Annotated in this window: 25 protein-coding genes and 1 tRNA gene; 15 read left to right on the forward strand and 11 right to left on the reverse strand. The window is 71.6% G+C overall.

Annotated elements, in window-relative coordinates; translation table 11 throughout:
• Positions 1 to 13: 13 nt before the first annotated feature.
• Genes AB0367_RS13885 through AB0367_RS13920 form a run of 8 tightly spaced genes read left to right on the forward strand, consistent with a single transcriptional unit; the run spans position 14 to position 7,819 of the window.
• Positions 14 to 967, forward strand: a complete 954-nt coding sequence (locus AB0367_RS13885) for an ABC transporter permease (RefSeq protein ID WP_366226620.1) — start codon at positions 14 to 16, stop codon at positions 965 to 967.
• Positions 964 to 1,839 carry an ABC transporter permease gene (locus tag AB0367_RS13890; RefSeq protein WP_366226621.1) on the forward strand — a complete coding sequence of 292 codons (876 nt, stop codon included), beginning with the start codon at positions 964 to 966 and terminating at the stop codon, positions 1,837 to 1,839. Before AB0367_RS13885 ends, AB0367_RS13890 begins: the two co-directional genes overlap by 4 nt.
• A gap of 3 nt (positions 1,840 to 1,842) precedes the next feature.
• On the forward strand, positions 1,843 to 3,021 hold the full coding sequence (locus tag AB0367_RS13895) for a Xaa-Pro peptidase family protein (RefSeq protein WP_366226622.1): 1,179 nt from the start codon (positions 1,843 to 1,845) through the stop codon (positions 3,019 to 3,021).
• A complete protein-coding gene (locus tag AB0367_RS13900) occupies positions 3,018 to 3,869 on the forward strand; it encodes an alpha/beta hydrolase (protein WP_366226623.1) in 852 nt (283 codons plus the stop codon). The genes AB0367_RS13895 and AB0367_RS13900 overlap by 4 nt, the downstream gene beginning before the upstream one ends.
• Entirely contained in the window at positions 3,869 to 4,855 is a 987-nt protein-coding gene (locus AB0367_RS13905; protein WP_366226624.1) for an ABC transporter ATP-binding protein, read from the forward strand. Before AB0367_RS13900 ends, AB0367_RS13905 begins: the two co-directional genes overlap by 1 nt.
• Positions 4,839 to 5,831 (forward strand): dipeptide ABC transporter ATP-binding protein, encoded by a 993-nt coding sequence (locus AB0367_RS13910; protein ID WP_366226625.1) that lies wholly within the window; start codon positions 4,839 to 4,841, stop codon positions 5,829 to 5,831. Before AB0367_RS13905 ends, AB0367_RS13910 begins: the two co-directional genes overlap by 17 nt.
• 12 nt (positions 5,832 to 5,843) lie before the next feature.
• Positions 5,844 to 7,046 (forward strand): membrane dipeptidase, encoded by a 1,203-nt coding sequence (locus AB0367_RS13915; RefSeq protein ID WP_366226626.1) that lies wholly within the window; start codon positions 5,844 to 5,846, stop codon positions 7,044 to 7,046.
• Positions 7,047 to 7,090: 44 nt separating this feature from the next.
• Positions 7,091 to 7,819: a GntR family transcriptional regulator gene (locus AB0367_RS13920; protein WP_366226627.1), complete on the forward strand. Its 729-nt coding sequence runs from the start codon at positions 7,091 to 7,093 to the stop codon at positions 7,817 to 7,819.
• Between the two features lie 286 nt (positions 7,820 to 8,105).
• Here the strand turns inward: AB0367_RS13920 and AB0367_RS13925 are convergent.
• Positions 8,106 to 8,181 (reverse strand) — tRNA-Thr (locus tag AB0367_RS13925).
• Between the two features lie 180 nt (positions 8,182 to 8,361).
• Here AB0367_RS13925 and AB0367_RS13930 point away from each other — a divergent pair.
• Positions 8,362 to 10,098 carry a metallophosphoesterase gene (locus AB0367_RS13930; RefSeq protein WP_366226809.1) on the forward strand — a complete coding sequence of 579 codons (1,737 nt, stop codon included), beginning with the start codon at positions 8,362 to 8,364 and terminating at the stop codon, positions 10,096 to 10,098.
• Positions 10,099 to 10,138: 40 nt separating this feature from the next.
• Here AB0367_RS13930 and AB0367_RS13935 read toward each other — a convergent pair whose 3' ends face one another.
• The 6 genes from AB0367_RS13935 to tmk form a co-directional block, all read right to left on the reverse strand.
• Positions 10,139 to 11,290, reverse strand: a complete 1,152-nt coding sequence (locus AB0367_RS13935; protein ID WP_366226628.1) for a transposase — start codon at positions 11,288 to 11,290, stop codon at positions 10,139 to 10,141.
• 343 nt (positions 11,291 to 11,633) lie between these two features.
• Complete coding sequence (locus AB0367_RS13940; RefSeq protein ID WP_366226629.1) at positions 11,634 to 12,329, reverse strand: hypothetical protein; 696 nt, start codon at positions 12,327 to 12,329, stop codon at positions 11,634 to 11,636.
• Positions 12,330 to 12,605: 276 nt separating this feature from the next.
• A complete protein-coding gene (locus tag AB0367_RS13945; protein WP_366226630.1) occupies positions 12,606 to 12,896 on the reverse strand; it encodes a hypothetical protein in 291 nt (96 codons plus the stop codon).
• Positions 12,897 to 13,358: 462 nt separating this feature from the next.
• Positions 13,359 to 13,679, reverse strand: coding sequence for a YbaB/EbfC family nucleoid-associated protein (locus AB0367_RS13950; RefSeq protein WP_366226631.1), 321 nt, complete (start codon positions 13,677 to 13,679; stop codon positions 13,359 to 13,361).
• 69 nt (positions 13,680 to 13,748) lie between these two features.
• Positions 13,749 to 14,948, reverse strand: coding sequence for a DNA polymerase III subunit delta' (locus AB0367_RS13955; protein ID WP_366226632.1), 1,200 nt, complete (start codon positions 14,946 to 14,948; stop codon positions 13,749 to 13,751).
• Positions 14,945 to 17,062 carry a dTMP kinase gene (tmk, locus tag AB0367_RS13960; protein ID WP_366226633.1) on the reverse strand — a complete coding sequence of 706 codons (2,118 nt, stop codon included), beginning with the start codon at positions 17,060 to 17,062 and terminating at the stop codon, positions 14,945 to 14,947. The genes AB0367_RS13955 and tmk overlap by 4 nt, the downstream gene beginning before the upstream one ends.
• 191 nt (positions 17,063 to 17,253) lie before the next feature.
• Between tmk and AB0367_RS13965 the strand changes: the two genes are divergently transcribed.
• The 5 genes from AB0367_RS13965 to AB0367_RS13985 are packed head-to-tail and all read left to right on the forward strand — an operon-like array spanning position 17,254 to position 21,123.
• The gene (locus AB0367_RS13965) at positions 17,254 to 18,462 is read left to right on the forward strand and encodes an amino acid deaminase/aldolase (RefSeq protein ID WP_366226634.1); all 1,209 of its coding nucleotides are present in this window, start codon (positions 17,254 to 17,256) and stop codon (positions 18,460 to 18,462) included.
• A 17-nt stretch (positions 18,463 to 18,479) separates the two neighbouring features.
• Positions 18,480 to 19,397, forward strand: coding sequence for an SAM-dependent methyltransferase (locus tag AB0367_RS13970; RefSeq protein ID WP_366226810.1), 918 nt, complete (start codon positions 18,480 to 18,482; stop codon positions 19,395 to 19,397).
• Between the two features lie 32 nt (positions 19,398 to 19,429).
• Entirely contained in the window at positions 19,430 to 19,687 is a 258-nt protein-coding gene (locus AB0367_RS13975) for a DUF6364 family protein (protein ID WP_366226635.1), read from the forward strand.
• Positions 19,650 to 19,964 carry a type II toxin-antitoxin system PemK/MazF family toxin gene (locus AB0367_RS13980; RefSeq protein ID WP_366226636.1) on the forward strand — a complete coding sequence of 105 codons (315 nt, stop codon included), beginning with the start codon at positions 19,650 to 19,652 and terminating at the stop codon, positions 19,962 to 19,964. Before AB0367_RS13975 ends, AB0367_RS13980 begins: the two co-directional genes overlap by 38 nt.
• Positions 19,965 to 19,986: 22 nt before the next feature.
• Positions 19,987 to 21,123, forward strand: coding sequence for an NADH-quinone oxidoreductase subunit D (locus AB0367_RS13985; protein WP_366226637.1), 1,137 nt, complete (start codon positions 19,987 to 19,989; stop codon positions 21,121 to 21,123).
• Between the two features lie 37 nt (positions 21,124 to 21,160).
• On the opposite strand, the gene AB0367_RS13990 is transcribed toward AB0367_RS13985, so the two are convergent.
• The 4 genes from AB0367_RS13990 to AB0367_RS14005 all read right to left on the reverse strand — a co-directional run bounded on the left by AB0367_RS13990 (position 21,161) and on the right by AB0367_RS14005 (position 25,561).
• On the reverse strand, positions 21,161 to 22,831 hold the full coding sequence (locus AB0367_RS13990) for a hypothetical protein (RefSeq protein ID WP_366226638.1): 1,671 nt from the start codon (positions 22,829 to 22,831) through the stop codon (positions 21,161 to 21,163).
• Positions 22,832 to 22,984: 153 nt separating this feature from the next.
• Positions 22,985 to 23,965 (reverse strand): glycine betaine ABC transporter substrate-binding protein, encoded by a 981-nt coding sequence (locus tag AB0367_RS13995; RefSeq protein ID WP_366226639.1) that lies wholly within the window; start codon positions 23,963 to 23,965, stop codon positions 22,985 to 22,987.
• 191 nt (positions 23,966 to 24,156) lie between these two features.
• Complete coding sequence (locus AB0367_RS14000) at positions 24,157 to 24,843, reverse strand: ABC transporter permease subunit (protein ID WP_366226640.1); 687 nt, start codon at positions 24,841 to 24,843, stop codon at positions 24,157 to 24,159.
• A gap of 34 nt (positions 24,844 to 24,877) precedes the next feature.
• Complete coding sequence (locus AB0367_RS14005) at positions 24,878 to 25,561, reverse strand: ABC transporter permease (protein WP_366226641.1); 684 nt, start codon at positions 25,559 to 25,561, stop codon at positions 24,878 to 24,880.
• Positions 25,562 to 25,563: 2 nt separating this feature from the next.
• Here AB0367_RS14005 and AB0367_RS14010 point away from each other — a divergent pair, with 2 nt between their 5' ends.
• On the forward strand, positions 25,564 to 26,559 hold the full coding sequence (locus AB0367_RS14010) for an ABC transporter ATP-binding protein (protein WP_366226642.1): 996 nt from the start codon (positions 25,564 to 25,566) through the stop codon (positions 26,557 to 26,559).
• Positions 26,560 to 26,566 lie beyond the last annotated feature (7 nt).

A 26,566-nucleotide genomic window follows, 5' to 3' on the forward strand; every position in this document is an offset into this window, starting at 1 on the left:
GAGGGGGTCCCCCGTGGCACGCTTCGTGCTCAACCGGCTGCTGAAGGCCGTACTGACGATCTGGATAGCGATCACCGCGACGTTCTTCTTGCTCCGTCTACTCCCGGGGGACCCCACGACCCTGATGGTCGAGGGCGACATGACCCCGGAGATGCGGGCCGCCCTGCTCAAGACGTACGGCCTGGATCGGCCGCTGTTCGAGCAGTACTTCGCCTACCTGCGCGAACTGCTGCACGGCAACTTCGGGATATCGTTCCGGCAGATCCAGCCGGTGAGCGACATCCTCCTCGACCGTCTGCCGTGGACACTGCTGCTGGCCGGCACGGCGTTCGTCCTGACCATCGCCGTCGGCATCCCGGTCGGCGTGTTCGCGGCGGCCAACCGCGACCGCTGGCCGGACAAGGTGCTCCAGGGCCTCGGCATCGGCGGGCACGCGCTCTTCGTGCCCAGCGTGGCCATGCTGCTGCTGGTCTTCGTCGGCGCCCGGCTCGGCTGGTTCCCGATCGGCGGGGCGATCGACCCCGACACCCGGGGCGCCGCCGCCTATCTCAGCCTGGCGCACCACCTGGTGCTGCCGGTGCTCTCGCTGGTCCTCGTGCAGCTCGGCCCATACGCGCTGACGCTGCGCACCAACCTGGTCGACGTTCTCGGCGAGGACTACATCCGCGCCGCCCGCGCCCGCGGCCTCTCCGGCCGCCGCCGGCTGTGGAAGCACGCCCTGCGCAACGCGATCCTGCCCGCGCTGACCCTGATGGGCCTCCAGCTCGGCACGCTGGTCGGCGGCGCCGTGCTCACCGAGACCGTGTTCGCCTACCCCGGGATCGGCCGGCTCATCTTCGAGGCCGTCGGGCAACGCGACTACCCCGTCCTGCAAGGAGCGTTCATCATGCTCGCGATCACTGTCGTGGTTGCCAACGCGCTCACCGACCTGCTCTACGCCGTGCTCAACCCGAGGATCCGGCTGTGAGCGCCCCGCTGCTGACGGAACCTGCGGCGGAAGCGGCCCCCACGACCAGGCCGGCCTGGCGCACCTTCCTGCGGCAGCCCTCCGGGCTGCTCTCGGCGACGGTACTGGCGGTGATGGTGCTGGTGGCGCTCGCCGCCCCGCTGATCGCCAAAGAGCCCACCGGCACGGGCACCGACGTGCTGCAGGGCCCCTCGGGCGCGCACTGGTTCGGCACCGACGACCTCGGCCAGGACATCTTCGCCCAGGTCGTCTGGGGCACCCGGACCAGCCTGCTGATCGGCGTGGCCGCCTCGCTCATCGCGATCGTGCTCGGCACCGCGATCGGACTCGCCTCGGCGCACTTCCGCCCGGTCGACGCCGTCGGCACGGTCATCACCGACGTGATGCTGGCGCTGCCGACCCTGCCCCTGATGATCATGCTGGCCGCGCTCGTCAACCCGAGCGTCTGGACGCTCACCGTGATCATCGGCGTCTTCGCCTGGCCCGAGGTGGCCCGCCTGATCCGCTCGCAGGGCCTGGTCGTCTCCGCGATGCCCTACATCGACGGCGCGCGGGTGCTCGGCGCGAGCGGCTGGCGGATCGTCACCCGCGAGATCCTGCCCGCGGTGGTCCCGCTGATCGTGGTGAGCGTGCTGCTGACCGCGTCCCGCGCGGTCATCTCCGAGGCAGGGCTGAGCTTCCTCGGCCTCGGCGACCCCGACTCCTGGTCGTGGGGCCGGATCCTGCTCAACGCCCAGCGTAGCGGCGTGGTCGCCATCGCCTGGTGGCAGACCCTCTTCCCGTCGCTGGCGATCCTGCTGCTCGTACTGGCCGCCACCGTGGCCGGCATGCGCTTCAACGACATCCGCGACCCTCGCCGGAACGGAGCCTGACCCGTGCGCCTGCCCGACAGTTTCTACTCGTCCGTCCGCGCCCAGCTGACCGAGGCGCTCGGCGAACGCGACCTCGACGGCTTTCTCGCCACCTCCCCCGCCGACGTGGCGTACCTCTGCGGGTTCTTCTACATCGCCACCGAGCGGCCGGTCTACCTGTGGATGCCGCGCTCGGGCGACCCTCTGCTGGTGATTCCCCGTCTCGACGAGGAGTACGCGGCCCAGCAGCACGTCACGGTCGAGACGATCAGCTACTTCGAATACCCCGGCGTGGTCACCGCCGAGCAGACGCTCGCCGCGGCGCTGGCCGGCCGCGGGGCACGCCGGATCGGGGTGGGCGCCGGCGTTTCGGTCGGGGCGTTCCGCGCGCTGTCGACGGCCCTCGGCGACGCCACCACCTTGGAGACCACCGACGCGGTCGCCAAGCTGCGGCTGCGCAAGCTGCCCGAGGAGATCCCGTTCCACGAGGCGGCGGCGCGGATCTGCGACGAGATGCTGGCCGCGGGCCGGGAGCTGATCGCCGACGCGCTGCGCCGGGGCGGCGAACTGCCCCGGGAGGACGAGATCGCCCGGCACGTCATCGGCTACGGCACGGACCGGATGTACGCCGACTACGACATGGTCGTCTACACCACCAAGCTGGCCGGCGGGCTGGTCTACGCCGGGCCGAACTCGGCGCTGCCGCACGGCCTGCCGACCCGGCGGCGGGTGCGGCCCGGCGACACCCTGATCCTCTCCCTCGGCGCGGCGGTGGCGAGCCGGTTCGTGGAGAGCGAGCGGACGTTCGTGATCGGCGAGCCGACCCCGCAGCAACAGCGCTACTACGAGGCCGACCGGGAGGCCCAGGAGGTCGGCACCCAGGCGATGGTGGCGGGGCGCACCTGCGCCGAGGTCAACCGGATCTGCCTGGACGTGCTGCGCGACCACGGTCTCGGCGACTACATCCAGCACCGGCAGGGCCACGGCATCGGGTTGCAGAACCACGAGCCGCCGTGGGTCGAGGACGGCGACCACACCGTCCTGGCGCCGGGAATGCTGCTCTCCAGCGAGCCCGGGGTGTACGTGCCAGGGCACGCCGGCTACCGCATCTCCGACACGGTGCTGGTCGAGGAGACCGGACCGCGCCGGCTCACCAGCTACCCCCGCGACCTGGGGTCCAACATCCTCGAGGAGGTTCGATGAGTTTCCACGAGCGGCTGAACATCAACGGCGCCGAGCTGGTGGTCGAGGCGTTCGGCCCGCAGGACGGGCCGGCGATGATCGTGCACCACGGCGCGCCGGGGCTCGGCTCCCGATCCGAGCCGAAGCGGTCGTTCGGCCCGTTCGCCGACAAGTTCCGGGTCATCGTCTTCGACGCCCGGGGCTCCGGCGAGTCCAGCGACCACGAGCCGTTCACCCACGAGCAGTGGGTCGCCGACGTGGACGCGATCCGCGCGCACTTCGGCCACGAGCGGATCGTCATGGCCGGCGGATCGTACGGCGGGTTCATCGCGCTGGAGTACGCGATCGCCCACCCCGAGCGGGTCTCGGCGCTCGTGCTGCGCGACACCGCTGCCGACACGGCGCACGACCACCTCGCCGTCGAGCGGGCGAAGTCCACCGACCGGACGGTCATTCCACAGTGGGCGATCGACCGGATCGGCACCGGCCGATTCGAGAGCGACGAGCAGCTCCGCGAGTACTGGAAGGCGATCCTGCCGCTCTACGACCACCAGCACGACCCGGCGAAGGACGCCGCCCGGCTGGCCTCGACCCGGTTCCACTACCGGACGCACAACGCGGCGTTCGGGCAGAACATGCCCCGGTACGACCTGAAGCCGAAGCTCCCGACGATCACCTGCCCGACCCTGGTCACCGTCGGCCGGCACGACTGGCGCACCCCGGTGGCCGCCTCGCAGACGATCGCGGAGCTGGTCCCCGACGGCAGGCTGGTCGTGTTCGAGAAGTCTGGCCACTCCCCCCAGCTCGAGGAGCCGGAGCTGTTCCAGCGGACCGTCCGGGACTTCCTGGCCGAGGCCGGAGTCGTGTGATGGCACTGCTGGAGGTCGAGGACCTGCGGGTCAGCTTCCCCGGGCCGGGCGGCACGTCGGTACGGGCGGTCAACGGCGTGTCCCTCGCCCTGGAGCCCGGGCAGACGCTGGCCATCCTCGGCGAATCCGGCTCCGGCAAGAGCGTCACCGCGCAGGCGGTCATGGGCATCCTCGACACGCCGCCGGCGCAGGTCAGCGGGTCCGTACGGCTGCGCGGCCGGGAACTGCTGACGCTGTCGCCGAAGCAGCGCGACAAGGTCAGCGGCGAGGAGATCGGCATGGTCTTCCAGGACGCCATGGCCGCGCTGAACCCGGTCTTCACGGTCGGCGAGCAGCTCGGTGAGCTGCTGCGGGTCCGCCGTGGACTGTCCCGGTCGCAAGCCCGGCGGCGCGCGGTCGAGCTGGTCGACCGGGTGCGCATCCCGGCCGCCAAGGACCGGGTGCGCGACTACCCGCACCAGTTCTCCGGCGGGATGCGGCAGCGCATCATGATCGCGCTGGCCATCGCGCTGGAACCGGCCGTACTGATCGCCGATGAGCCGACGACCGCACTCGACGTCACGGTGCAGGCCCAGGTGATGGAGCTGATCGCCGAGATCCAGCGGGACAGCGGGATGGCGCTGCTGCTCATCACGCACGATCTGGGTGTGGTCGCCGAGGTCGCCGACGACGTGGCGGTGATGTACGCCGGCCGGATCGCCGAGCGGGCCACCGTGGAGCAGATCTTCGCCGGCCCGGCCCACCCGTACACCGAAGGGCTGCTCGCCTCGATGCCCCGGGTCGACCGGCGCGACGAGGAGCTGTACGCGATCCCCGGCGCCCCGCCGAACCCGGCACGCCTGCCGGCCGGCTGCCCGTTCCACCTGCGCTGCCCGCGCGCCGACGACATCTGCCGGGCCACGCTGCCGCCGCTGTCGCCGCTGCCGTCCGGCCGGGCCAGCGCCTGCCACCATCGGGAGGAGCTGCTACATGCCAGCCACCGATGACCCGGTGCTCCGGGTCGACAAACTGGTCCGGCACTTCCCGGCGAAGGGCCGGCTGCCGTTCACGTCCGGCGGGGTGGTCAAGGCCGTCGACGGGGTGTCCTTCGACCTCCAGCGCGGCGAGACCCTGGGGATCGTCGGCGAGTCCGGCTGCGGCAAGAGCACGCTCGCCCGCATGCTGGTGGGGCTGGAACGGCCGACGTCCGGCGAGGTGCGCTTCGGTGACGCCGTCGTGCACACCGCGCGGGGTCGCCAGCTGCGGGACCTGCGCCGGCGGATCCAGATCGTGCTCCAGGACCCGTACACCTCGCTGAACCCGCGGCGGCTCGTGCGCGACATCCTGCTCCAGCCGTTCGAGATCCACCCGGACGTGTTGGACCGCCGGCACCGGCTGGACCGGGTCAAAGAGTTGCTCGACCTGGTCGGCCTCGACCCGTCGCTGCACCTCGACCGCTACCCGCACCAGTTCTCCGGCGGCCAGCGGCAGCGGATCGGCATCGCGCGGGCGCTCGCCCTGCGGCCCGACGTCATCGTCTGCGACGAGCCGGTCTCCGCGCTCGACGTATCGGTCCAGGCCCAGGTGGTCAACCTGCTGGAGCGGCTGCAACGCGAGCTCGGCGTGGCGTACGTCTTCATCGCCCACGACCTGTCGGTGGTCCGGCACATCTCGGACCGGGTGGCGGTGATGTACCTCGGCAAGCTGGTCGAGACCGGACCAGAGGCGCCGCTGTACGACGCGCCGCGGCACCCCTACACCAAGGCGCTGCTGTCGGCGGTCCCCGTGCCGGATCCCGCGGGCCGGGCCGAACGGAAGCGGATCCTCCTCGCCGGCGACCCGCCGAGCCCCGTCGACCCGCCGTCCGGTTGCCGGTTCCGGACCCGCTGCTGGCAGGCGACCGAAACCTGTGCCCACGTCGAACCGGTGCTGACCGGCGACGAGCAGTCGGTCGCCTGCCACTACCCGCTGCCCATTCCATAAGGAGAAAGCGCTGTGCTGCAAGAACCCGCGACCCGGTACCAGGGTCACAGGTCCTACTCGTACCTCGAGCCGCACCTCGACTACCTGGAGTTCGACCTGGCCTCGGAGGTCGGGCGGGTGCCCGAACACGACCTCGAGCTCTCCGAGGCGCAGCGGGAGCGGGTGACCCGGCTGCTCACCGAGCACATCGCGATCTCGCTGCACGAGCACCCCGTGGTCCTCCCCGCCGACGTTCGGCAGCTGCGCGCCTACAACCGCACCGCACGCCAGCGGACCGGCTACGAGGGTCTGGCGCGCTCCGGCCTGACCGCGGTCTTCGACAATTTCATGGCCGGCGCTTCCTGCGTGACCAGCGAGAACGGCTGGAAGTGGAACGACCTGATCTACGCGCTCGGGATGCGGATGAGCGACCTCTACAAGCAGGACCACGTGCGGCTGGCCACCTCGGTGGCCGACATCCGGGACGCCAAGCGTGACGGCCGGCTCGCCCTGGTCGCCGGCCTGGAGTGCTGCAGCCCGATCGAGAACGAGCTGGACCGCATCGACATCCTGTACGGCTTCGGCGTGCGGCAGCTCGGCATCGCGTACAGCCAGGCGAACATGCTCGGCGGCGGGCTCTCCGAACCGCGGGACGGTGGGCTGACCCACTTCGGCCGGCGCGCCGTGGATCGGATGAACAAGCTCGGCATCGCCATCGACATCTCCCACAGCGGCGACCAGACCTGCCTGGACGTGATCGAGGCCAGCCAGGTGCCGGTGTTCATCACCCACGCCGGCGCGCGGTCGGTGTGGAACACTTCGCGGATGAAGCCGGACGAGGTGATCCGCGCCTGCGCCGAGCGGGGCGGCGTCATCGGCATCGAGGCCGCGCCACACACCACGCTGTCGGAGCAGCACCCGGAGCACTCGATCGATTCGGTGATGGACCACTTCACGTACTGCGTCGACCTGGTCGGCATCGACCACGTCACGTTCGGCCCGGACACGATGTTCGGCGACCACGTCGGAGTGCACAACACGTACGCGGGAAACTACGCCCACGACAGCGGGAACAAGCCGTCGCACCCCCGAGTCGAATACGTCTCCGGCCTGGAGAACCCGGGCGAGGCATTCGGCAACATCGTCGGCTGGCTGGTCAAGCACGACTATTCGGACGACGAGATCGCCAAGGTCATCGGCGGGAACACGCTGCGCGTGCTCGAACAGGTCTGGTAGCGGCTGCCGCTATTACACTCCGTACGGCGGAGAGGTGGGGATGAATGGCTCGGCGCGAAACCGCGCTGCAGGCCGCGCAGATGCAGCTGCGCGAGTTGATCGGCAGCGAATTCCGCAGCGGCGACAAGCTACCCAACGAACGGGAGCTGGCGGACCTGCTGGCGGTCAGTCGCGCCACCGTGCGCGAGGTCCTCGGCCAACTCTCGGCCGAGGGCGTCCTGACTCGCACCTGGGGCGTCGGCACATTCGTCCGGGAGCCGGCCGCGCGGGTCCCGGTCTCGATCAGCGACGTCACCGCACTGCGTGACCGCATCACCGCCTCGGGCCACAGCCCGGCCCTCCAGGACGCGGCGGTGAGCCGCACCTCTTGCCCGGACGACTGCGCCAAGATCCTCGGCCTGACGCCCGGCGACCCGGTGTGGCGCGTCGACCGCCTCTTCGCCGTCGACGGGGTGGCCGCGGCCTGGATCCGCGACCACCTCCCGCTCACCCTCGGCGGCCGGGACCTCGACCCGTCGGGCCTGCTCAGCATCGACCACGACATGTTCGAGTTCCTGGCCGGCGCCACCGGCATGCCGGTCCGCCGCGCCGAGATCGAGTTCTCCGCGGTCCTGGCCGACGAGGAGTCCGTCAGCCGCCTCGGCGTGCCGCTCGGCCACCCGCTGGTGAACGCCACCCAGATCGGCTACACGGCCGATGAACTGGCCCTCTTCCACGGCCACATCACGGTCCGCACCGACGTCCTGACACTGCGAATCACCCGCGCCGGCTGACCGCCGCGCGGGCCGGCCGGCGTCGCGGCAGCTGCCGATGGAGCGGCGTCGCGCCGGATGGCTGTTTTGCCCGACTTCGCGGTCGGGCACGCTCCTGGCCCGGAGGGTCGTCGCGGCCGGCAGCGGCGCCAAGCCCGCGCTCGCCCCAGACGTCTCGGAGTTGCATAACAGGCATCGTGAGACCGATCGGGTGGACGGCCGGTCAATGAGGGGTTTCAGGGCAGGTTCAAAAGCTCATCAGAAAAGCCGACGCCCTGACCAGGTATCCCCGGTCAGGGCGTTGCCTTGGAGCCGCCTGACGGAATCGAACCGTCGACCTATTCATTACGAGTGAATCGCTCTGCCGACTGAGCTAAGGCGGCAACGATGAACCAGTGTACGGCACGAACCCGGGGGGCGCGCGAGGGGATTCCCCCTCGCCTCGCACACGGGTAACCTCACGGCCCGTGATGCCCGACGATATGCCGCCAGCTCCAGGGGAGCTGACCGCCGAGCCTGGCGAACCACTGCTGCCATTGCCGCAGGAGGACGAGGGCGCGCCCATGCCGCTCGGCGGGCGGCCGACCGCGCTCGACCCGGACCAGATGGGGTTCACCCCGCGCCGCGCGGTGCCGTGGCTGAGCCCGGTGCTGCTGAGCGGGACCGCCGTGCGGGTGCTGCTGGCCGACCTGTTCGGCGCGTATCTCGACAAGCGCGAGCTGCAGGACGCCCTTCCCGCCCGGATCCTGCGCGAGAGCGCCGGCTACGCCGGTGAGGTGAACGACGACGACTGGCCCGACGACGGCGAGCTCTGGGTCGACTACGCCGCCGACACCGGCGACGGGTTCAACGCCACCTACTCCGTCGCGTACCTGCTCGCGCAGCCCTCGCTGGCCGTCGACGGTCACGAACTGCCGCGGGGCGAGGTGCTCGTGCTCGGCGGGGATCAGGTCTATCCGACGGCGAGCGGGCAGCAGTACGAGGACCGCTTCAAGGGGCCGTTCAACGCGGCGATGCCTGAGCGGCCGCTTGAGGGGCCGCAGCCGAGGCTGTATGCGGTGCCGGGCAACCACGACTGGTACGACGGCCTGACGGCATTCCTGCGGCTATTCGTCCGCGGCGACGGGGGCGCGGTCGGGGGCTGGCGGACCCGCCAGTCGCGCTCGTACTTCGCGATCGAGCTGCCCCACCGGTGGTGGCTGCTCGGGCTGGACGTGCAGGGAGGCGCCTACATCGACGATCCGCAGCTGCGGTACTTCCGGTCCGTCGCCGCCAGGATGGGCCCGGGTGACCGGGTCATCATCTGCCCACCGTCGCCGAGCTGGGTGGAGGCGACCGACGACCGCAAGGCGTACGACAGCCTCGACTACTTCGTCCGCACGATCATCTCGCCCACCGGCGCCGACGTTCGGCTGATGATCTCGGGTGACCTGCATCACTATGCGCGGTACTCCCGTCCGGAGCGCGAGCTCATCACCAGCGGCGGTGGCGGCGCCTACCTCTACCCGACCCACGAGCTGCCGGAGCAAATCTCGGTGCCCCCGGCGCGCTCGCTGGTGCGCAACGCCTCGCCCTCGCGCACGTACGATCTGCGCCGCACCTTCCCGACCAAGCCCCAGTCACGCGGCCTGGCCCTGGGCGTGTTCTGGCGCCTGCCGTGGCGCAACCCGATGTTCGTGGGCCTGCTCGGCCTGCTGCAGACGCTGACCATGCTCGCGTTCGTCAACACTGCCGGCCGGTTCGTCTCCGGCGTCGAACAGCGCCTGGTGACCGCGCCGGCCGTGCTCATGGTCGTCTTGGACTTGCTCGGCACCTGCCTGCTGGCCATGCCACATACCGCCGGCCAGCGAAGGCCGCGCCACTGGTTGCTGGGCCTGTCGCACGGCGCCGCGTTCGTCGGCCTGGCCGCGCTCGGCACGTGGGCCTGGCTGAGCCTGCCGTTCGTCGACCTGGCCTGGCCGCTGCCCCTCCTCCTTTCCATCATCCTGTACCTCCCGTTGTCCGCGGTCGCCGCCGGCGAACTCTTCGCCGTCTACCTCGTCATCGCGTCCAGGTTCGACGTGAACGTGAACGAGCTGTTCGCGGCGCAGGGCATCACCGGCTACAAAGGCTTCCTGCGGATGCACTTCACCGCCGACGGCGGCCTGACCATCTACCCGATCGGCGTGCGCCGCACTGCCCGCCGCTGGCACGCCCGCCCGTCCGCCGCCCCCGACACCCCGTGGTTCGAGCCGGCCCACGAGATGGAGCTCCACCTCATCGACGACCCGATCCAGATCCGGTCAACTACCCGCCCATGAATGGGCAGGCTTGCAGATCTCTTCCTCGCTGGCTGCGAGGTTAGGCCGCGTGCGGGCGATTGACTGCGCCCCAGCCCTCGACACCGCGCTGGGCGATGTTGCGGGCCGCATTGTGATCGGCGTGAGCAACGACTCCGCACGATCGACAGATAAATGTTTCCTGGTCAGGCCGGTTCCGTTTGTCGCGGTGACCACAGCCGTTGCAGGTCTGGGAGGTGTACCGGGGGTCGACTTCGACCAGCGGTACACCCGCCCGGCGGGCCTTGTAGGCCAGGAACGCGCCGAGTTGATGGAACGACCACGAGGAGAGGGTGACCCGTTGGGGCTTTCTCAGCCGGACCCGGTCGCGGATGCCCGTCAGCTTCTCGACGGCGATGCCGCGGCCGGTGCGTGCAGCCTCGGTCACGATGGTCTTGGCGATGGTGTGGTTGACGTTCGCGGCGTGCCGCGCTTCCTTGCGGCGGCGCCGGGCAAGCAGCCGCCGCGCCGATGTTGTGCCCTTCTCCTGCAGCCGCTTACGCAACCGCAACTGGCGGCGCCGATAGCCGTTGAGGTTGGTTCCGGCGTACCGGTTGCCGTCGGAGTCGTAGGCGATACTCGCGATGCCCATGTCGACACCGAGGAACCCGTCCGGCTCGAACACGGCCGGTTCGTCCACCTCGACCGTGGCGTACAGGAACCACATGCCGTCGCGATGCACCAGGTCACACTCGCCGACCGGACGGGTGGCGACCGCCTTGACCTGTTCCGGGGAGCCGGTAAACGCCACCTGCCTGAGCCTGCCGTCCACGGTCCAGACGGAAACGGTGCGGGCGTCGTGCTGCCACGACAGCATCCGCGCGTCGTAGGGCTGCGCGGCATCCCAGCGGAACGCGATCGGGCTGGTCTCGATCTTGCGGCGGCGCCGCGAGCCGGGCTTGCCGTAGTTGCCTGCGCGCAGGTTCGCCGCGAGGGTCTTGTAGGCGTCGGCGACCTTCTTGATGACGTGCTGGGCGGCCTGCGCGCCGAGCCGGTAGCCGTCCTTGATGTCGTGGTAGGCGTGCCGCCGCAGGTCGTAGTTGCGGTAGCAGCGAACGTCCCGCGCCAGCGCGGCGACATCGGACGCTGCGGCGTTACAGGCACGCAGGGTCGCCTCCAGCGCCGACGCCTGTCCCGGCGTCGGCACCAGCTTCGCCTGCACAACCAGCTTCACGCAACCATTACAGCATCTGGTCCATGTCACCTCGATCGACTCCAGACCCGGATGTTCGCCGAGATCACCTCAGTCGTGCACAACCAGAAACGTCCCGGTCCGTGACGGCGTTCCTCCCGGCCCTGAACGGCCGGGGTTCCCGCCTTACCAACCGCTGAAGCACCTCCGCGCGCCACAGCTCGACGCGAGCACCCCGGATGGGCCGGCGATCGAAGGCACCCGCCCGGCGCCACAGGCCGGCGCGGGCATCGGCGGATTGGCCGGCAGTCGAAATCACTCGCGCGGGATCACATGCCGACGCGGGTGCGCCGGATCGGCCGGCCCCGAGGCACCCCGCCCAGCATCACAGGTTGACGCGGGTGACGCCGGAGATGACGGCCGGTCCGCTCGGCACCCTCGGCGGCTGGTACTCGAGTTCGGCCAGCCGCCCCGCCCACCGGCCCCGCAGCTCGTCGGCGGCGGCGAGCGCGTCGGCGGCCGTCTGCAGCACCCGCCGCGCGATACGGCCCGCCGCCACGGCGACCTCGGTCCCGTCGCTGCCCGGCTCGCCCCGCGCGGTCAGCACCGTGACCGCCTCGGCCGAGGTGGCGACCCGCGCGATGGCCTCGGCGAGCTCGTATCGGAATCCGGCCGCCCAGGCCGCGAGCGCGTCGAGGTAGGCGGCGGTGGCGGCGATCCGTCCGGTGATCGTGGCGGGTTCGCCCTCCTCGCCGATGTGCGCGGCCAGGGCGTCCCACACGATCCCGAACGCCTCGGCTCCCCCGCCCTCCCAGGCGCTTCGCCCGATGTCGGCCTCCAACCGCCCCGGCAGCTCCCCGAACCGCCCGGCCACCCCGCGCAGCTCCAGCGCCGCGGCGCGCAGCCCATCGACGTCGAGCCGCAGCGCGTGCTCGAGCACCTCGTCCGGCAGCGCCCCGACGCGCCGCAGCAGCTCCCCGAGCGACCCGTCCGGCGGCAGCCCCCCGCCGGCCAACACGTCACCGACCCGCCGAAACAGCTCGTCCCCGACCTCGGCCAGCCGATCGAGCACATCGGTCATGCCCGCTCCTCGCTACGCCCGATTGCGACCCGACGCGATGGCTGCGATCCCTGACGACCGGCCCCAACGCCCACTCTGGCTCGATGAGGCTTCACAAAGATCGAGCCAGACCAGGCGCCGCTTCGCACCGAGCCGGTCATGCCCGGTCCTCGCAACGGCCGCCTCGGACACGACGCATGGACCGCGTTCCCCGATGACCGGTGCCTCCGCCCAGTCCGGCTCGATAAGGCATCGCGAAGATCGAGCCAGACCAGGCGCCGCTTCGCTCTGGATCGGTCATGGCATCGCTCGCGAGTCTTCCTCGGCGCCGCGATACCCGGCTGCGACCTGGCGCAGCGCGTGCGCCGTCTCGGCGAGCCTCGCCCCGTGCGCTGCGGCCTCGGCGCCCCGGGCGGTCAACGCGGTCGCAAGCAGCCGGTGCAGGTCGCGCCCGGCCCGCGCCAGCCCCCCGGCCGCGTCGGCGCCGAGCGCGCGCGCCCCGGGATCCACGAGGCTGAGCGTGGTGCTCACGCCGGCGAGCTCATCCCCGGCCGAGTCCAGCCGGTGCGCGAGGTCCTCGAGCCGCATTTACGCCCCCGCCGCCTCGACCCGGACTCCGCCACGCCGACCCCAGCCCGCCACACACCACGCCGAACCCACGCCCGCGCCGGAAACCGCCTCGACCCGAACCCCACCACGCCGACCCCAGCCCATCGCACACCACGCGCTACCGGCCGTCGCCCTCATCGCCGCCGCCTGCGTCCTGCGCGCCGGACCCACGTCCACGCCGGACCCGGAGCGGAGACCCAATCCACAGCCAAGACCGACGCCGGCTTGAGAGCCGAAAGCGGGGCGAAGACCGAAACCGGGTCGAGAACCGAGAGCGACGCAACTGCCCGAAGCAGGCCAGCAACCCGAAGCAGGGTAACGACCGGAGGCAGGGCGAGCGGCCCGTGCCGGACCGAGCCGGCCGGCCAGATCGCGCAGTGGCACCTCACACCCCCCGTCGTGGCGCGCTGAGCCGTGTGTCGAGGACGGCCGCGCGGATCGTCATTGCAGCGAGCGATAGTCGCCGAACGTCTCGGCGTGCAGCTTCTTGCGGGCCCAGGCCGCGGCTTCCGCGGCGGCGGTGACCGCCTCGCGGACGGAGCGCGACAAGGCCTCGCTCGTCCGATTGTGCAGCGGGCCGTCGATGCGAACGTCGCGGATCGTGCCATCGGCGGTGACCAGCACCTCGACCACCCCGTCGGCCGAGTGGACGGTCACCTCGACGGTCTTCACCGCCTTGTCGAACTCGGCGTGCAGCGTCTCGATCCGGCGGTAGCGCTCGACCGCCTCCTCGATCCACGCCTCGTCGATCTCACGCCCCATGCAACCTCCCTGGGTGACCGTACGGCACCCGCCGGTCACGACGGAAGACCGAATCAGCCCTGTGGATAACTACCCGCGCCACAGGGCCAGCATCATGGCCTCGACGGCGATGCGGGGCTTGACGTTGGCCTCGATGGCCACCCGGCACTCCAGGACGGCCTCCATCCGGCGCAGGGTGCTCTCCGGGGCCCACTTCTCGGCGGCGGCGTCGGCGAGCTCGTCGACGTCGCCGTGGACCGGGCCGACGCCGGCGTCGAACGAGTGGACCAGCACGTCGCGGTAGAAGCCGGCCAGGTCGACCAGGGCGCGGTCGAGCGAGTCGCGCTGGGCGCGGGTCGCGCGGGACTTCTGCCGGCGCTCGAGATCCTTGAGCTGCCCGGCCGAGCCACGGACGGCGCCGGCCGCGCCCTTGCCGGTGCCGCCGGCACCGAGGGCGGTCTCCAGGGCGGAGCGCTCCTTGGCGTCGATCTCGGTGACGGAGGCGGCCGCCTCGGCCTCGGCGGCCTCGATGAGTGCGCTCGCGGCGTCGAAGGCGGCGCCGATGCCGGTCAGGCGGCGCGGTACGGCCAGCACGGCGTCGCGCCGGGTCCGCGCCTGCGAATCGCGGGCCAGCCGGCTGGCGCGCCCGACGTGGCCCTGCGAGGCGGCGGCCGCCCAGGCGGCGGTCGCCTCGTCGATGCCGTCGCGACGGTGCAATACGGCGGCGATGGCGTCGGCCGGTGGCTGGCGCAGCGGCACCACCCGGCACCGGGAGCGGATCGTCACCGAGATGTCGTCGGGGTGGGTGCTCGGCGTGCACAGCAGGAATACCGTGCGTGGCGGGGGCTCCTCGACGGCCTTGAGTAGCGCGTTGCCGGCCGCCTCGGTGAGCCGGTCGGCGTCCTCGACGAGCAGCACCTGCCAGCGCCCCTGGGTCGGCGAGCTGGCCGCGCGCAGCACCAGCGCGCGCATCTCGCCGACGGCGATGGACAGCCCTTCCGGCACCACGAACCGCACGTCGGCGTGGGTGCCGGCGAGCGCCGTGTGGCAGGCCTGGCAAGTGCCGCAGCCGCCGTTCGGACACTGCAGCGCCGCCGCGAACGTGCGGGCGGCGACCGAGCGGCCGGACCCCGGCGGCCCGGTGAACAGCCACGCGTGGGTCATCGCCTGCTGCCCCGACGCGTCGGGCACCTCGCCGCGCACGATCGCGTCGCCGGCCGCCACGGCACGCGACAGCGTGGCGACGGCGTCGGGCTGCCCGATCAGCTCGTCGAAGATCGGCGGGGTCATACCCGCGAGCCCTTGCCGGGCGATCGAGATAGGTCAGTTAAGTCGGACTGGTCGGTCTCGCCGGATGCAGCCCCGTTCGGGACGTCGTCGCCGGTGAGGGCGGTGGCGACCTCGGCGGCGTCGTGCAGTGCCGCATCGATCGACGACTCGTCCTCCGGGATCAGGTGGCGCACACGCTGCAGGACGCCGGCCGCCAGTGCGTCGATCGAGTTGGTGGCGTCGAGCACCAGGTAGCGGCTCGGATCCGCCGACGCCAGGTCGAGGAACGCATACCGCACCCGCTCGTGGAACGCGAGCGACTCGCTCTCCAGCCGGTCCGCGTCGCCGCGCTTGCCGGCCCGGGACAGGCCGGCCGCCGGGTCCAGGTCGAGCAGCACGACCAGGTCGGGCTTCAGGCCACCAGTCGCCCACTTCGACAGCCAGGAGACCTCGTCGACCGGCAGCGTGCGGCCGGCGCCCTGGTAGGCGAGCGACGAGTCAACGTACCGATCGCTGATGACCACCGCGCCGCGGGCCAGTGCCGGCCGCACGACGGAGGTCACGTGGTGGGCACGGTCAGCCGCGTAGAGCAGCGCCTCGGCACGCGGCGTCACCACGTCGTCGCCGTCGTCCGGACGGTCCAGCACCAGCCTGCGGATGCTCTTGCCGATCGGGGTGGCGCCGGGCTCGTGGGTGACCACGACGTCGCGGCCGATCCGGCGCAGGGCCTCGGCCAGCTGGGCGACCTGGGTCGACTTGCCGGCCCCCTCGCCGCCCTCGAAGACGATGAAGAGGCCCTGCGCCGCCTTCGGCTCGGCGGGGCTGAGCGGGCGGCCGCGGACCGAGCCGATGAGGTCGGCGAGGATCGGCACGCCCTTCTTGTCGTCCATCTGGCGCAGCGCGAAGCTGCCGGCGAGCACCCCCAGGACGCCGGCGATCGCGAGCAGCGGCCGGGTGCTGGAGACCTCGAAGTCGTAGAAGCCCAGGTCGATCTTGCGGGTGCCGCCGGCGCCGACGATGACGCTGGACAGCGAGATGGTCAGCATGAGCACCACACGGGTGCCCATCTGGACGAAGGCGAAGGCGCGGCCGCGCATGTCGTCGGTGACCTCGCCGCCGAGCAGCGTGGTGCCGGACAGGAACGCCATGCCGGCGCCGACGCCGACCAGCAACCCTCCGGCCACGGCGATCGCGAGGTGGGTGGCCAGGGCCAGGATGAGCACGGAACCGCCGGCCAGGATGATCGACAGGCCGAACCAGCGACGCCGCGACAGCGCGCCGATCAGGCGCGGCCCGACCGCGATGCCGATGCCGAGGCCGAGGAACAGCACGGCGAAGAGCAGGTAGAACGCGGCGTTGCCGGCGCTGAGCGACACCGCGTAGAAGCTCGCGGTGCCGACGACCACGCCGCCGCCGGCGAAGGCACCGAAGATGCCCAGCACCAGGCCGCGGACCAGCCGGGTCTTACTGACGAACGCCCAGCCCTGGGTGAACTCGCGGATCATGCCGGGCTTGCGCTCGACGCTCGCGGAGCGCCGGCCGCTGATCTCCCGGATGCCGAAGAACACGGTGAGCGCGGTGGCCAGGAACGTCAACGCGTTGAACCACAGCGCCACGCTGCTCGGCGCGGCCCACGCCGGCGCGTCGTGGCCGAACACCGCCACCGCCAGCCACTGCAGGCCGATGAGCACCAGCGCGGCGGCGACCGGGGTGATGCCATACGTCGTGGCCAGCGTGAGCTGGTTGGCCGACTCCAGCCGGGCGCGGGGCAGCAGGTTGGGCACCGCCGCCTCCTTCGCCGGCGCCCAGATCATCGCGACGGTCTCGATGACGAACGTGGCGATCGCGGTCCAGGCCACGACCAGCGCCCCGTCGTTGATGATCAGCGCAGCGGCCGGGATGGAGGCGAAGAATGTGAAGCGCAGCAGGTCGCAGACGACCATCGTGTAGCGCCGGTCGAACCGGTCGGCGAAGACGCCGGCCACTGGACCGAGGATCAGCGCTGGCAGCAGGCGCACGGCGATGACCGAGCCGAAGGCCACGCCCTTCGCCGCGTCGTTGGACACCTGCGAGGCGGCGAACGTCGAGGCCGCGAGCAGGCCGAGCCAGTCGCCGAGGGACGACAAACCCAGCACCACCCAGAGCCGGCGGAAGGCCCGGATGCGCAGTACGGCCTGAAGCCCTCCGAAACCGGAGAGATCGCTGCTGGCGATGGCGGCACCCCCTATTCTCCGGTCTCACGCTACAGGTCACCTCCGACACTTCCGGAGCACCGCCGATTACGCGAGGTTCTTTCATATTCTCGGCCGTCTCGGTACGGTGAGGCGTGCCCAGCTCTCGTGCCGCTCAGCGGGCCCGCTACGACCGGGCCACCGCCGATCTCGATCCACCGTTCGCGATCGTGGACCTTGATGCCTTCGACGCCAACGGCGCGGACCTCGTCGCCCGGGCGGCCGGCAAGCCGCTGCGCGTGCCCAGCAAGTCCGTGCGGGTCCGCGCGCTCATCGACCGGACCCTGGCACACCCCGGCTGGCGCGGCATCATGGCGTTCACCCTTCCGGAGGCGATCTGGCTGGCCGGGCACGGCACCGCCGACGACATCCTGGTCGCCTACCCCACCGCCGACCGGGCCGCGCTGCATCGGCTCGCCACCGACGAGAAGCTGGCCCGCACGATCACCGTCATGATCGACGGCACCGACCAGCTCGACCTCGTCGACGCCCTGGTGCCGCCCGCGCAGCGCGCCGCGCCGGTGCGCGTCTGCATCGACCTCGACGCGTCCTGGCGCCCGGTGTCCGGCATCCACATCGGCGTTCGCCGCTCGCCCGTGCACAGCCCCGGCCAGGCCGGCGCGCTGGCCGCCGCCGTCGCCGCCCGGCCCGGGTTCCGGCTGGTCGGCCTGATGTCGTACGAGGCGCAGATCGCCGGCCTCGGCGACGCCCCACCCGGGCGGCCGGTGCGCGGCGCGCTCATTCGCGCGATCCAGGCGCGCTCGATGCGGGAGCTGCTGGCCCGGCGGGCCGCGGTCGTCGCCGAGGTGCGCCGCCACGCCGATCTCGAGTTCGTCAACGGCGGCGGCACGGGCAGCGTCGCCGCGACCACCGCCGACCCGGCCGTGACCGAGGTCGCCGCCGGCTCCGGGCTCTTCGGACCGTGGCTCTTCGACGGATACCGCAAGTGGCGCCCCGAGCCCGCCGCGTTCTTCGCCCTCGCCGTGGTGCGCCGGCCCGACGCCGCCACCGCGACCACCCTCGGCGGCGGCTGGATCGCCTCCGGCGAGACCTCGCCGACCCGCCAGCCCCGGCCCTGGCTGCCGGAGGGCCTCAGGCTCATCGGGACCGAGGGCGCCGGCGAGGTCCAGACGCCGCTCGTCGGCCCGGGCACCGCCGGGCTGCGGGTGGGCGACCGGGTGTACTTCCGCCACGCCAAGGCCGGCGAGCTGTGTGAGCACGTCAACGAGGTACACCTCGTGCGGGGGGAGAAGATCGTGGACGTGGTGCCGACCTACCGGGGTGAGGGCAGAGTGTTCCTGTGACGCGCTGGCGGCAGGCGATGGAGGCGGCGCTCTACGGCCCCGAGGGCTTCTTCGTCCGCTCCCGCCCCGCGGATCACTTCCGCACGAGCGCGCACGCGTCACCCCTGTTCTCCGGCGCGATCGCCACCCTGCTGTGCCGGCTCGACGACGCCCTGGACAACCCGGCGCGCCTCGACCTGGTCGACGTCGGGGCCGGCCGGGGCGAGTTGCTCACCGGCGTGCTGGCCGCGCTGCCGGCCGAGGTGCGCCAGCGGGTCCGTGCCGTCGGGGTCGAGAAGGCGCCCCGGCCGGGCGAACTGCCGTCCACGATCGGGTGGACTTCGGCCCTGCCCTCCGGCGTCGCCGGGCTCCTGGTCGCCACCGAGTGGCTGGACAACATCCCGGTCGACATCGTCGAGCTCGACGCGCATTTTCGGCCGCGGTACGTCGAGATCTCCACCGACGGCACGGAGGCGCTCGGCGACGAGCCGCTGCGCGACGCGGACGCGGCCTGGCTGGAGCGGTGGTGGCCCCTCGGCAACGCCCCGCCGGGCGCCCGAGCGGAGATCGGCGCACCCCGCGACGAGGCCTGGGCGGGCGCGACCGCCGCAGTCGAGCGCGGTCTGGCCCTCGCCGTCGACTACGGCCACTTCGCCGGCGCCCGCCCGCTCTTCGGCACGCTGACCGGCTACCGCGCCGGCCGCGAGGTGCCGCCCGTGCCCGACGGCTCGTGCGACCTCACCGTATCGGTGGCCCTGGACTCGCTGGGCTCCCCCACACTGCCCCAGCGCGACGCCCTCCGGCTGCTCGGCGTTGACGGCACCCGCCCGCCCCTGAGCCTCGCCTCCCGCGACCCGGCCGGCTACGTGCGCGCACTGTCGCGCTCCTCCGCGGCGGCAGAGCTCACCGACCCGGACGGCCTGGGCGGCCACCACTGGGTCACGCACTGGGTATGACCGATGGTCATACCAGCGGTACCATATTAGCTATGACGACGAAGGTGACCCTCTCGTTCTCCGACCAGACCATCGCCGACGCGCGCCACTGGGCCGAGCGCGACGGCGTGTCACTGAGCGCGTGGATCGACCGCGCCGCCCAGGAACGCGCCCTGCGCGAGATCTTCTCCGCCCACGCCGAGGCGGTGCGCCGCGCGAAGATCGACCTCGACGCCGCCGCACTCGCCGACGAGGAGGAGATCGCGCTCGTGAATGCCGAGCTATACCGTGGACGGCGTGCGTCGCGGTGAAGTGTGGCTCATCAAGGGTGCCCGTGAGCGGCTCGGGCTGATCATCAGCTCGGACGTGTTCAACAGCACCGACGTTCCCGTTGTCATCGTCGCCGAGGTCACCGATGCCGAGGAGCTGCGCGACTCGCCGCTCGCGGTCGAGCTCGACGACCTCGTGGTGATGCCCGACCGGCTCTCCTCGCCGCTGAAACGCTGGTTCACCGAGCGTGTGGCGGTGGCGGACACCAGCACCATGCACAGCGTGTCGCGCGCGCTGCGCATCCTGCAGGACCTCTAGGCGGGCGTTCTAGGCTTACCCTATGACGTCCGAGTTGACGGTCGGCACCGGTGCGGGCCTCGACACCGCCGACATGGTGCTCAACATCGGCCCGCAGCACCCCTCCACGCACGGTGTGCTGCGCCTGCGGCTGGTGCTGGACGGCGAGCGCGTGGTCAGCGCCGAACCGATCATCGGCTACATGCACCGTGGCGCTGAGAAGCTCTTCGAGGTGCGCGACTACCGGCAGATCATCATGCTCGCCAACCGCCACGACTGGCTCTCGGCGTTCTGCAACGAGCTGGGGGTCGTGCTCGCGGTCGAACGCCTGATGGGCATCGAGGTCCCCGAGCGCGCCGTGTGGCTGCGCACCGCGCTCGCCGAGCTCAACCGGGTGCTCAACCACCTGATGTTCCTCGGCTCGTATCCGCTGGAGATCGGCGCGATCACGCCGATGTTCTACGCCTTCCGCGAGCGCGAGACGATCCAGACGGTGCTCGAGGAGGCCTCGGGCGGGCGCATGCACTACATGTACAACCGCGTCGGCGGGCTCAAGGAGGAGGTCCCGGCCGGCTGGACCGGGCGGGCGCGGGCCGCGATCGACCAGGTCCGCCGACGGATGCCGGACCTCGACGACCTGATCCGGCGCAACGAGATCTTCCTGGCCCGCACGGTCGGGGTCGGGGTGCTCACCGCGGCCGAGGCGGCCGCCTACGGGGCGTCGGGCCCGGTCGCGCGCGCCTCCGGGCTGGACATCGACCTGCGCCGGGACGAACCGTACCTGGCCTACAGCGAGCTTTCGGTGCCGGTGGTGACGCGCACCGAGGGTGACTGCCATGCACGCTTCGAGGTGATGCTCGACCAGGTGTACGTCTCCCTCGACCTCGCCCAGGAGTGCCTGGACCGGGTCGACCAGCTCACCGGGCCGGTCAACGTCCGGCTGCCGAAGGTGGTCAAGGCGCCGGAGGGCCACACCTACGCCTGGACCGAGAACCCGCTCGGCGTGAACGGCTACTACCTGGTCTCCCGCGGCGAGAAGACGCCGTGGCGGCTCAAGCTGCGAACCGCGTCCTACGCCAACGTCCAGGCGCTGTCGACGCTGCTGCCGGGCACGCTCGTGCCGGACCTGATCGCGATCCTGGGCTCGATGTTCTTCGTCGTGGGCGACATCGACAAATAGACATCGGTAAGGAGTCGGCGACGACTGGCGGACCCGCCTACCGCCAGCGGTCGTCGTTTCCCTCGAAGTCGACGATCTGCCGTGCGGAGCGGCCGCGGTGCTCGTCGCGGGCGCCGTTCCAGCCGTACTCCTCCTCGTCGTCCGCCCGGGCGCGCCGCGAGACGCGCTCCTCCTCGCGACCAGCCCCGGAGGGGCCGCCCTGACCCGAGGTCCAGCGCGACGCGGGCTCGGCGGGCGAGGCGGGCAGCGCCGCCGGCGAACTGCCGAGGGCGGGGCGGTCGCGGCGCGTCTCCGACCAGCGTGTCGTGCCGGTCTCGTCGCGGCGGCCCTCCTCATGGGTGCTGTCCGACCACTGCGCCTCGGCGCGCCGACGGCCGCCGCGCTCCGGCTCGTGCGCGGCCCAGTCACGCTCGCGCTCCCTGCGGGCCTCGGAGCGGCGCGGGCTCTCGGTGCCGGAGTCGTAGCGGGCGTCGTACCGCGGATCGTGCCCGTCGTCGTCGCGCTTGTCGTGGGGCGAGCCGCGCCGCCCGTCGCGGTCGTCCTCAATCGCTTCCCGATGCCCGCCGGTGTTCCGATCCTGCGGGTGGTACTCCTCGTGCCGCACGCTCGCCCAGCGGTCCTCGATGCGCACGTGCGTGCCGGTCTCGTCGGCACGCACGGCAGCCCGCCGCTCGCCCATGCGCAACTCGCGGCCGCCACGCTCGTCGCTGTGCACGGAGGCCCAACGGTCGGTCGTGCGCACGCCGGAGACGCTGCCCTCGTCGTCCTGGTCCGGCGCCCGGCGCCGCCCGCCGCCGCGCCGCTCGACCTCCCCGTGGGGCTGGGACTGCGGCCAGTCACCGCTGTCGGCCCCGGCCATGCGCTCGTCCAGCAGATGCTCGGTCCATGCTTGCTCGCGAGACTCGTCGCGCCGGGGCTGTTCGCGCGAGTCCTCGCGGGCGCGCTCGTCACGACCGCGCTCGTCACGGCGAGGGTCGCGCTCGATCCACTCGGAGCGCTCGGAGCGCTCGGACCGGCCGGCCCGCTCCGGGCGGTCGAAGCCCCGGTCGGAGTGCGGCCGCTGCTCCTCCCGGTGCTCCGGTCCAGGACCGGCCCACTGGTCGGGCCGATCCAGGACCGGCCCGCTGCGCGGTTCGGGGCGGCTCGGGGGGCGCTCGGAGCGGCGCTGCTGCGGAATCTCCGCCCGCGGCGGGGGCGAGGCCCCGTAGACGGTGCCGGAGCGAGGCTCGGTGGGATCGACCACCATCGTCTTCGTGGTGACCTGGACGGTCTCGGTGTGCCGCAGAACGCCCTGTGGCACCGACGCCGAGCCGACGGGGTGCGGCGGCGGCGCCTGCGCCGCGGCGCGATCGAGCTGCCCGCGCATCATGTCGACCTGGTTGCGCAGCGCGTCCACGGTCTCGTGCAGCACGCCGATGCGCTCGATGAGCTGGCCGTGGGTGACGCGGGCCGCGTGCGTGATGTCGCCGCGGATGTCCTCGCGGAGGGTGTCGATCTCCTCGTACACCAACTCCTCGACCTCGCCGCGCACCGTGTCGCCGCCGGGACGCAGCGCGATCGACAGACCGATGAGCAACACGGCAAGGACGGCCAGCACCGCCGCGACCTGCAGGACGAACCCGCTGCCCACGAGCAGCAGCAGGGCGGCCAGCGGCGAAAGGCCGACCCCGCCCCAGAAGAGCAGCTGGAGCAGCTTGGTGCTCCGCAACAATCCTCCGGGGGATCCGGTGGACTCGGCGGCTGGCATGAGCAGAGAACTTACCCCCTCTTCAGCACAAACGAAACGTCCCCTCGTACCGCCTCGGCGAAGCGGTACGAGGGGACGAAATACGAGCGATGAAAACCCAGAGGCTAGCCGTGGCTAGCCGAGCGAGCCGTCGGACGAGAACACGAGCACGATCGACGCGGAGCCCTTCTTGAGCGCGTCCTTGCTCTGCGGGCCGCCGGCGTCCAGGCTCAGCACCTTGCCGAACTGGATGCCATACGTCTTCTGCAGACCCGGCTGGCAGAACGGCCGCTGCGGGCACTCCGCCGGACCGCCGAGGACCGTGTCCTGGCCCGAGCACTTCGCGGCGAAGTCGCTGAGCGTCTTCACGCCGTGCTTGGCGGCGAATTCCGCAGTCACCGCGAACGCGTTGCCGTCGGTCGCCTTGGACGCCTTGCCGAACGACAGGCCCTGCTTGCCGCCGAGGTCCTTCAGCGCGGCCACGGTCTTGTCGACGTCGCCCGAGGCGAGCGGCGTCGTGTCCTTGCCGTTGACCGACTGGTTGATGAACTCGGTCAGGGTCGCGGCATACTCCGGCACGACCTGGATGTCGCCCTTGGTGAGCTGGCCGTAGTACACCTCTCGCTTGCCGATGGTCTGCACCGAGGCGTCGTAGCCGGCGGCGTCGAGGACGATCTCGTACAGGGCGCCCAGCGTGGCGCTCTCCGAGAAGTCCGCGGCGCCGATCTTGATCGCGCCGCCCTTGCCCTTCTCGATGCCGGTGGTGAGGTTCTCCGCCTTGGCGAAGTCCTCCGCCGCGACCTTGGAGGTCTTACGGTCGACGTCGACCGCCTTGTTGAGCGCGATGAGCTTCTCGGGGGTCAGTGCGTCAGAGACCTTGTCCAGCGCGGCGACGATGGCCGGATCGGCGACCTTCGTGTTGATCGCCGGGATGACGTTGTCCGCCTGCTGGAGCTTCTTGTCGTCGTCGAGGACGACGAGCTTCTCCCCGGCGATCGGGGCACACCCCGCCCCGCTGACGCTGGCCGGCGCCGCCGTGCCCGAGGAGCCCTCCTTGCCGCAGGCGCCGAGGCCCAGGGCGGCAAGGCTGAGGACGATCCCGAGCGTGGTGCGCATGGCTGTTCGCAAAATGGCCCGCCTTCCGTGTCCCGGCGCGGTCACTGTGACCGGCCGCGTGTCCGACGGACGGCGCTATCGGCAATGAAGCCCGCCCGCTTCCAGCTAGGCAACTCCGGCAATGGAAATTCGGCAACCGCAACCAGGCACGTTTTCGTAACGACCCGGTCACCGGACCCTCATGGCAGCGCTCACGACCGGCCCGCCGCCCGCCGCAGCACCCGTGGTGTGATCCTGCGCTCTATGAGCGCCATCACCCCGTCGATGAGCAGGGCCAAGCCCGCGACGAGGATCGCTCCGGCGAGAATCTGCCCGCCGTGGCCGGGCCCTAACCCGAAGCCGGCCGCGATAATCATCCCGAGGCCGCCGCCATTGACCGCGGTGGCCAGGGTCGCGGTGGCCACCACGGTGGTGGTCGCGATCCGCAGGCCGGTGGCCAGGAACGGCACCGCCAACGGCAGCTCGACCCGGAACAGCCGCTGCGCCGAGGTCATGCCCATGCCGCGAGCCGCGTCACGGACCTCGGAATCGATCTCGCGCATCCCGGTGTACGCGTTGGCCAGCAGCGACGGCACCGCGAACACGGCCAGCGCGATGACGACGGCGGGCATGCCCAGGCCCAGCGGGGTGAGCGTGAGGATCGTCAGCAGCGCCACGACCGGCACGGCCTGGGTAACGTTGGACAGCAGCACGATGACCCCGGAAGCGGCGCCGCGGCGCCCGAGCGTGATGCCCAGCGGCCAGGCGACCGCGCAGCTGAGCAGGACCGCCGCGACGGAGATCTCGATGTGCTCCTGCAGCCGATCCAGGATGCCGCCGGGATTGGTCCAGTTCAGCGGGTCGTTGAACCACACAAACGCGTCACCGATAACGCTCACGCCGACACCTCCGCTTCACTGCGCTCCGAACCGCTCACGCCGCCCGCCTCCTCGTCCAAGGCGTGAGAAGCCGGATCACCAGCATCAGCACCAGGTCGAAGATCAGCGCCAGGGCGACGCACGCGACCGCTGCGGTGGCGATCTCGGCCTTGTAGAAGTTGTTGCGGAAGCCGGCCAGGATCAGCCCGCCGAGCCCGCCCTGGGAGCCCACGATCGCGCCGACCGTGACCAGCGCCACTGTCGAGACCGTCGCCAGCCGCAGCCCGGTGAGGATGCCGGGCAGGGCAAGCGGCAGTTCGACCCGCCAGAGCCGGGCCAGCCTGGTGTACCCCATCGCGGTGGCCGCCTCGCGCACGTCCTCGGGCACCTGCAGCAGGCCGGTGAGGGCGTTGCGGATGAGCACTATCAGGGCGTAGGACGTCAGCGCCACGATCACCGGGGACCGCCCGGTGCCCATGAACGGGGCCAGGAAGGCCAGCAGGGCCAGGGACGGAATCGTGTAAAGCACGCCGGCTGATGTCAGAATCGGCGTGGCGAGCGGGCGCACCCAGTACGCCAGCACCGCCAGCGGAATCGCGATGACCACCGCGATGGCCACCGACCACAACGTGATCACGACGTGGTCGAGGAGCGCATCCCGGAGTGTGTCGTAGTTGTCCTGGATATACGTCCAGGAGAACCAGGGATTGCCCGCCTCACCACGAGCCAGGAAGGACATGCGTGGACGTTACCGCGAAGCACGATGCCGCGCCGATCACGCTCGATCGGCTGCGCAAGGTGTATCCGGACGGCACGGTGGCGGTCGGCGAGCTGAGCCTCGAGATCGGTAGCGGCGAGGTCACCGTCCTCATCGGCCCCTCCGGCTGCGGCAAGTCGACAGTGTTGCGGATGGTCAACCGGCTGATCGAGCCCAGCGACGGCCGGATTCTGATCGACGACGCCGACGTGACCACCACCGACCCTGTACAGCTGCGCCGGAGGATCGGGTACGTCATCCAGAACGTCGGGCTCTTCCCCCACCAGACCGTGCGCGCCAACGTCGGCACGGTGCCGCGGATGCTCGGCTGGGACCGCCAGCGCATCGCCGAGCGCACCGACGAACTGCTGGAGCTGGTCGGCCTGGAGCCGGGGCGATACGCGGGCCGTTACCCGCACGAGTTGTCCGGCGGGCAGCGCCAGCGGGTCGGATTCGCCCGCGCGCTCGCCGCCGACCCACGGGTGCTGCTCATGGACGAGCCGTTCTCGGCCGTCGATCCGATCAACCGGGGCCGCCTGCAGGACGAGTTCCTTCGCCTGCGGGAGGCGGTGCGCACGACCACGATCCTGGTCACGCACGACCTGCAGGAGGCGATCAAGCTCGGCGACCGCATCGCGGTGCTGTCCGACCACGCGCAGCTGCAGCAGTACGCCACGCCGGCCGAGCTGCTGGCCCGGCCGGGCAACGACTTCGTGGAGCAGTTCGTCGGCGAGGACCGCGGCATCATGCGGCTGTCGGTGACGCCGATCCCGACCGACGGGCTCCGGCCCGTCGCCGAGGCGGGCGACGGCGCGCCGGTGGTGGCGGCCGGCGCGACGCTGCGGGAGGCGTTCGGGGCGATGCTCGCCGCGGGCCGCGGCGCCGTGGTCGTGCGCGACGGCGACTCGCCACTCGGCGCGCTCACCGCCGCCGACGTCCAGGTCGCCCTGGCGTCTGCGGGGGTGGATTCGTCTGCCTGATCCGGTA

The organism is Dactylosporangium sp. NPDC051484, assembly GCF_040689395.1.
Lineage (GTDB): Bacteria > Actinomycetota > Actinomycetes > Mycobacteriales > Micromonosporaceae > Dactylosporangium.

What these genes read in the sequence shown, in the direction of transcription:
- AB0367_RS13900 (WP_366226623.1), top strand. Translation starts at nt 3,018, where the DNA reads ATGAGTTTCCACGAGCGGCTGAACATCAACGGCGCCGAGCTGGTGGTC.
- AB0367_RS13905 (WP_366226624.1), top strand. Translation starts at nt 3,869, where the DNA reads ATGGCACTGCTGGAGGTCGAGGACCTGCGGGTCAGCTTCCCCGGGCCG.
- AB0367_RS13910 (WP_366226625.1), top strand. Translation starts at nt 4,839, where the DNA reads ATGCCAGCCACCGATGACCCGGTGCTCCGGGTCGACAAACTGGTCCGG.
- AB0367_RS13920 (WP_366226627.1), top strand. Translation starts at nt 7,091, where the DNA reads ATGGCTCGGCGCGAAACCGCGCTGCAGGCCGCGCAGATGCAGCTGCGC.
- AB0367_RS13930 (WP_366226809.1), top strand. Translation starts at nt 8,362, where the DNA reads ATGCCGCTCGGCGGGCGGCCGACCGCGCTCGACCCGGACCAGATGGGG.
- AB0367_RS13940 (WP_366226629.1), bottom strand. Translation starts at nt 12,329, where the DNA reads ATGACCGATGTGCTCGATCGGCTGGCCGAGGTCGGGGACGAGCTGTTT.
- AB0367_RS13945 (WP_366226630.1), bottom strand. Translation starts at nt 12,896, where the DNA reads ATGCGGCTCGAGGACCTCGCGCACCGGCTGGACTCGGCCGGGGATGAG.
- AB0367_RS13950 (WP_366226631.1), bottom strand. Translation starts at nt 13,679, where the DNA reads ATGGGGCGTGAGATCGACGAGGCGTGGATCGAGGAGGCGGTCGAGCGC.
- AB0367_RS13955 (WP_366226632.1), bottom strand. Translation starts at nt 14,948, where the DNA reads ATGACCCCGCCGATCTTCGACGAGCTGATCGGGCAGCCCGACGCCGTC.
- AB0367_RS13970 (WP_366226810.1), top strand. Translation starts at nt 18,480, where the DNA reads ATGGAGGCGGCGCTCTACGGCCCCGAGGGCTTCTTCGTCCGCTCCCGC.
- AB0367_RS13975 (WP_366226635.1), top strand. Translation starts at nt 19,430, where the DNA reads ATGACGACGAAGGTGACCCTCTCGTTCTCCGACCAGACCATCGCCGAC.
- AB0367_RS13980 (WP_366226636.1), top strand. Translation starts at nt 19,650, where the DNA reads ATGCCGAGCTATACCGTGGACGGCGTGCGTCGCGGTGAAGTGTGGCTC.
- AB0367_RS13985 (WP_366226637.1), top strand. Translation starts at nt 19,987, where the DNA reads ATGACGTCCGAGTTGACGGTCGGCACCGGTGCGGGCCTCGACACCGCC.
- AB0367_RS13995 (WP_366226639.1), bottom strand. Translation starts at nt 23,965, where the DNA reads ATGCGCACCACGCTCGGGATCGTCCTCAGCCTTGCCGCCCTGGGCCTC.
- AB0367_RS14005 (WP_366226641.1), bottom strand. Translation starts at nt 25,561, where the DNA reads ATGTCCTTCCTGGCTCGTGGTGAGGCGGGCAATCCCTGGTTCTCCTGG.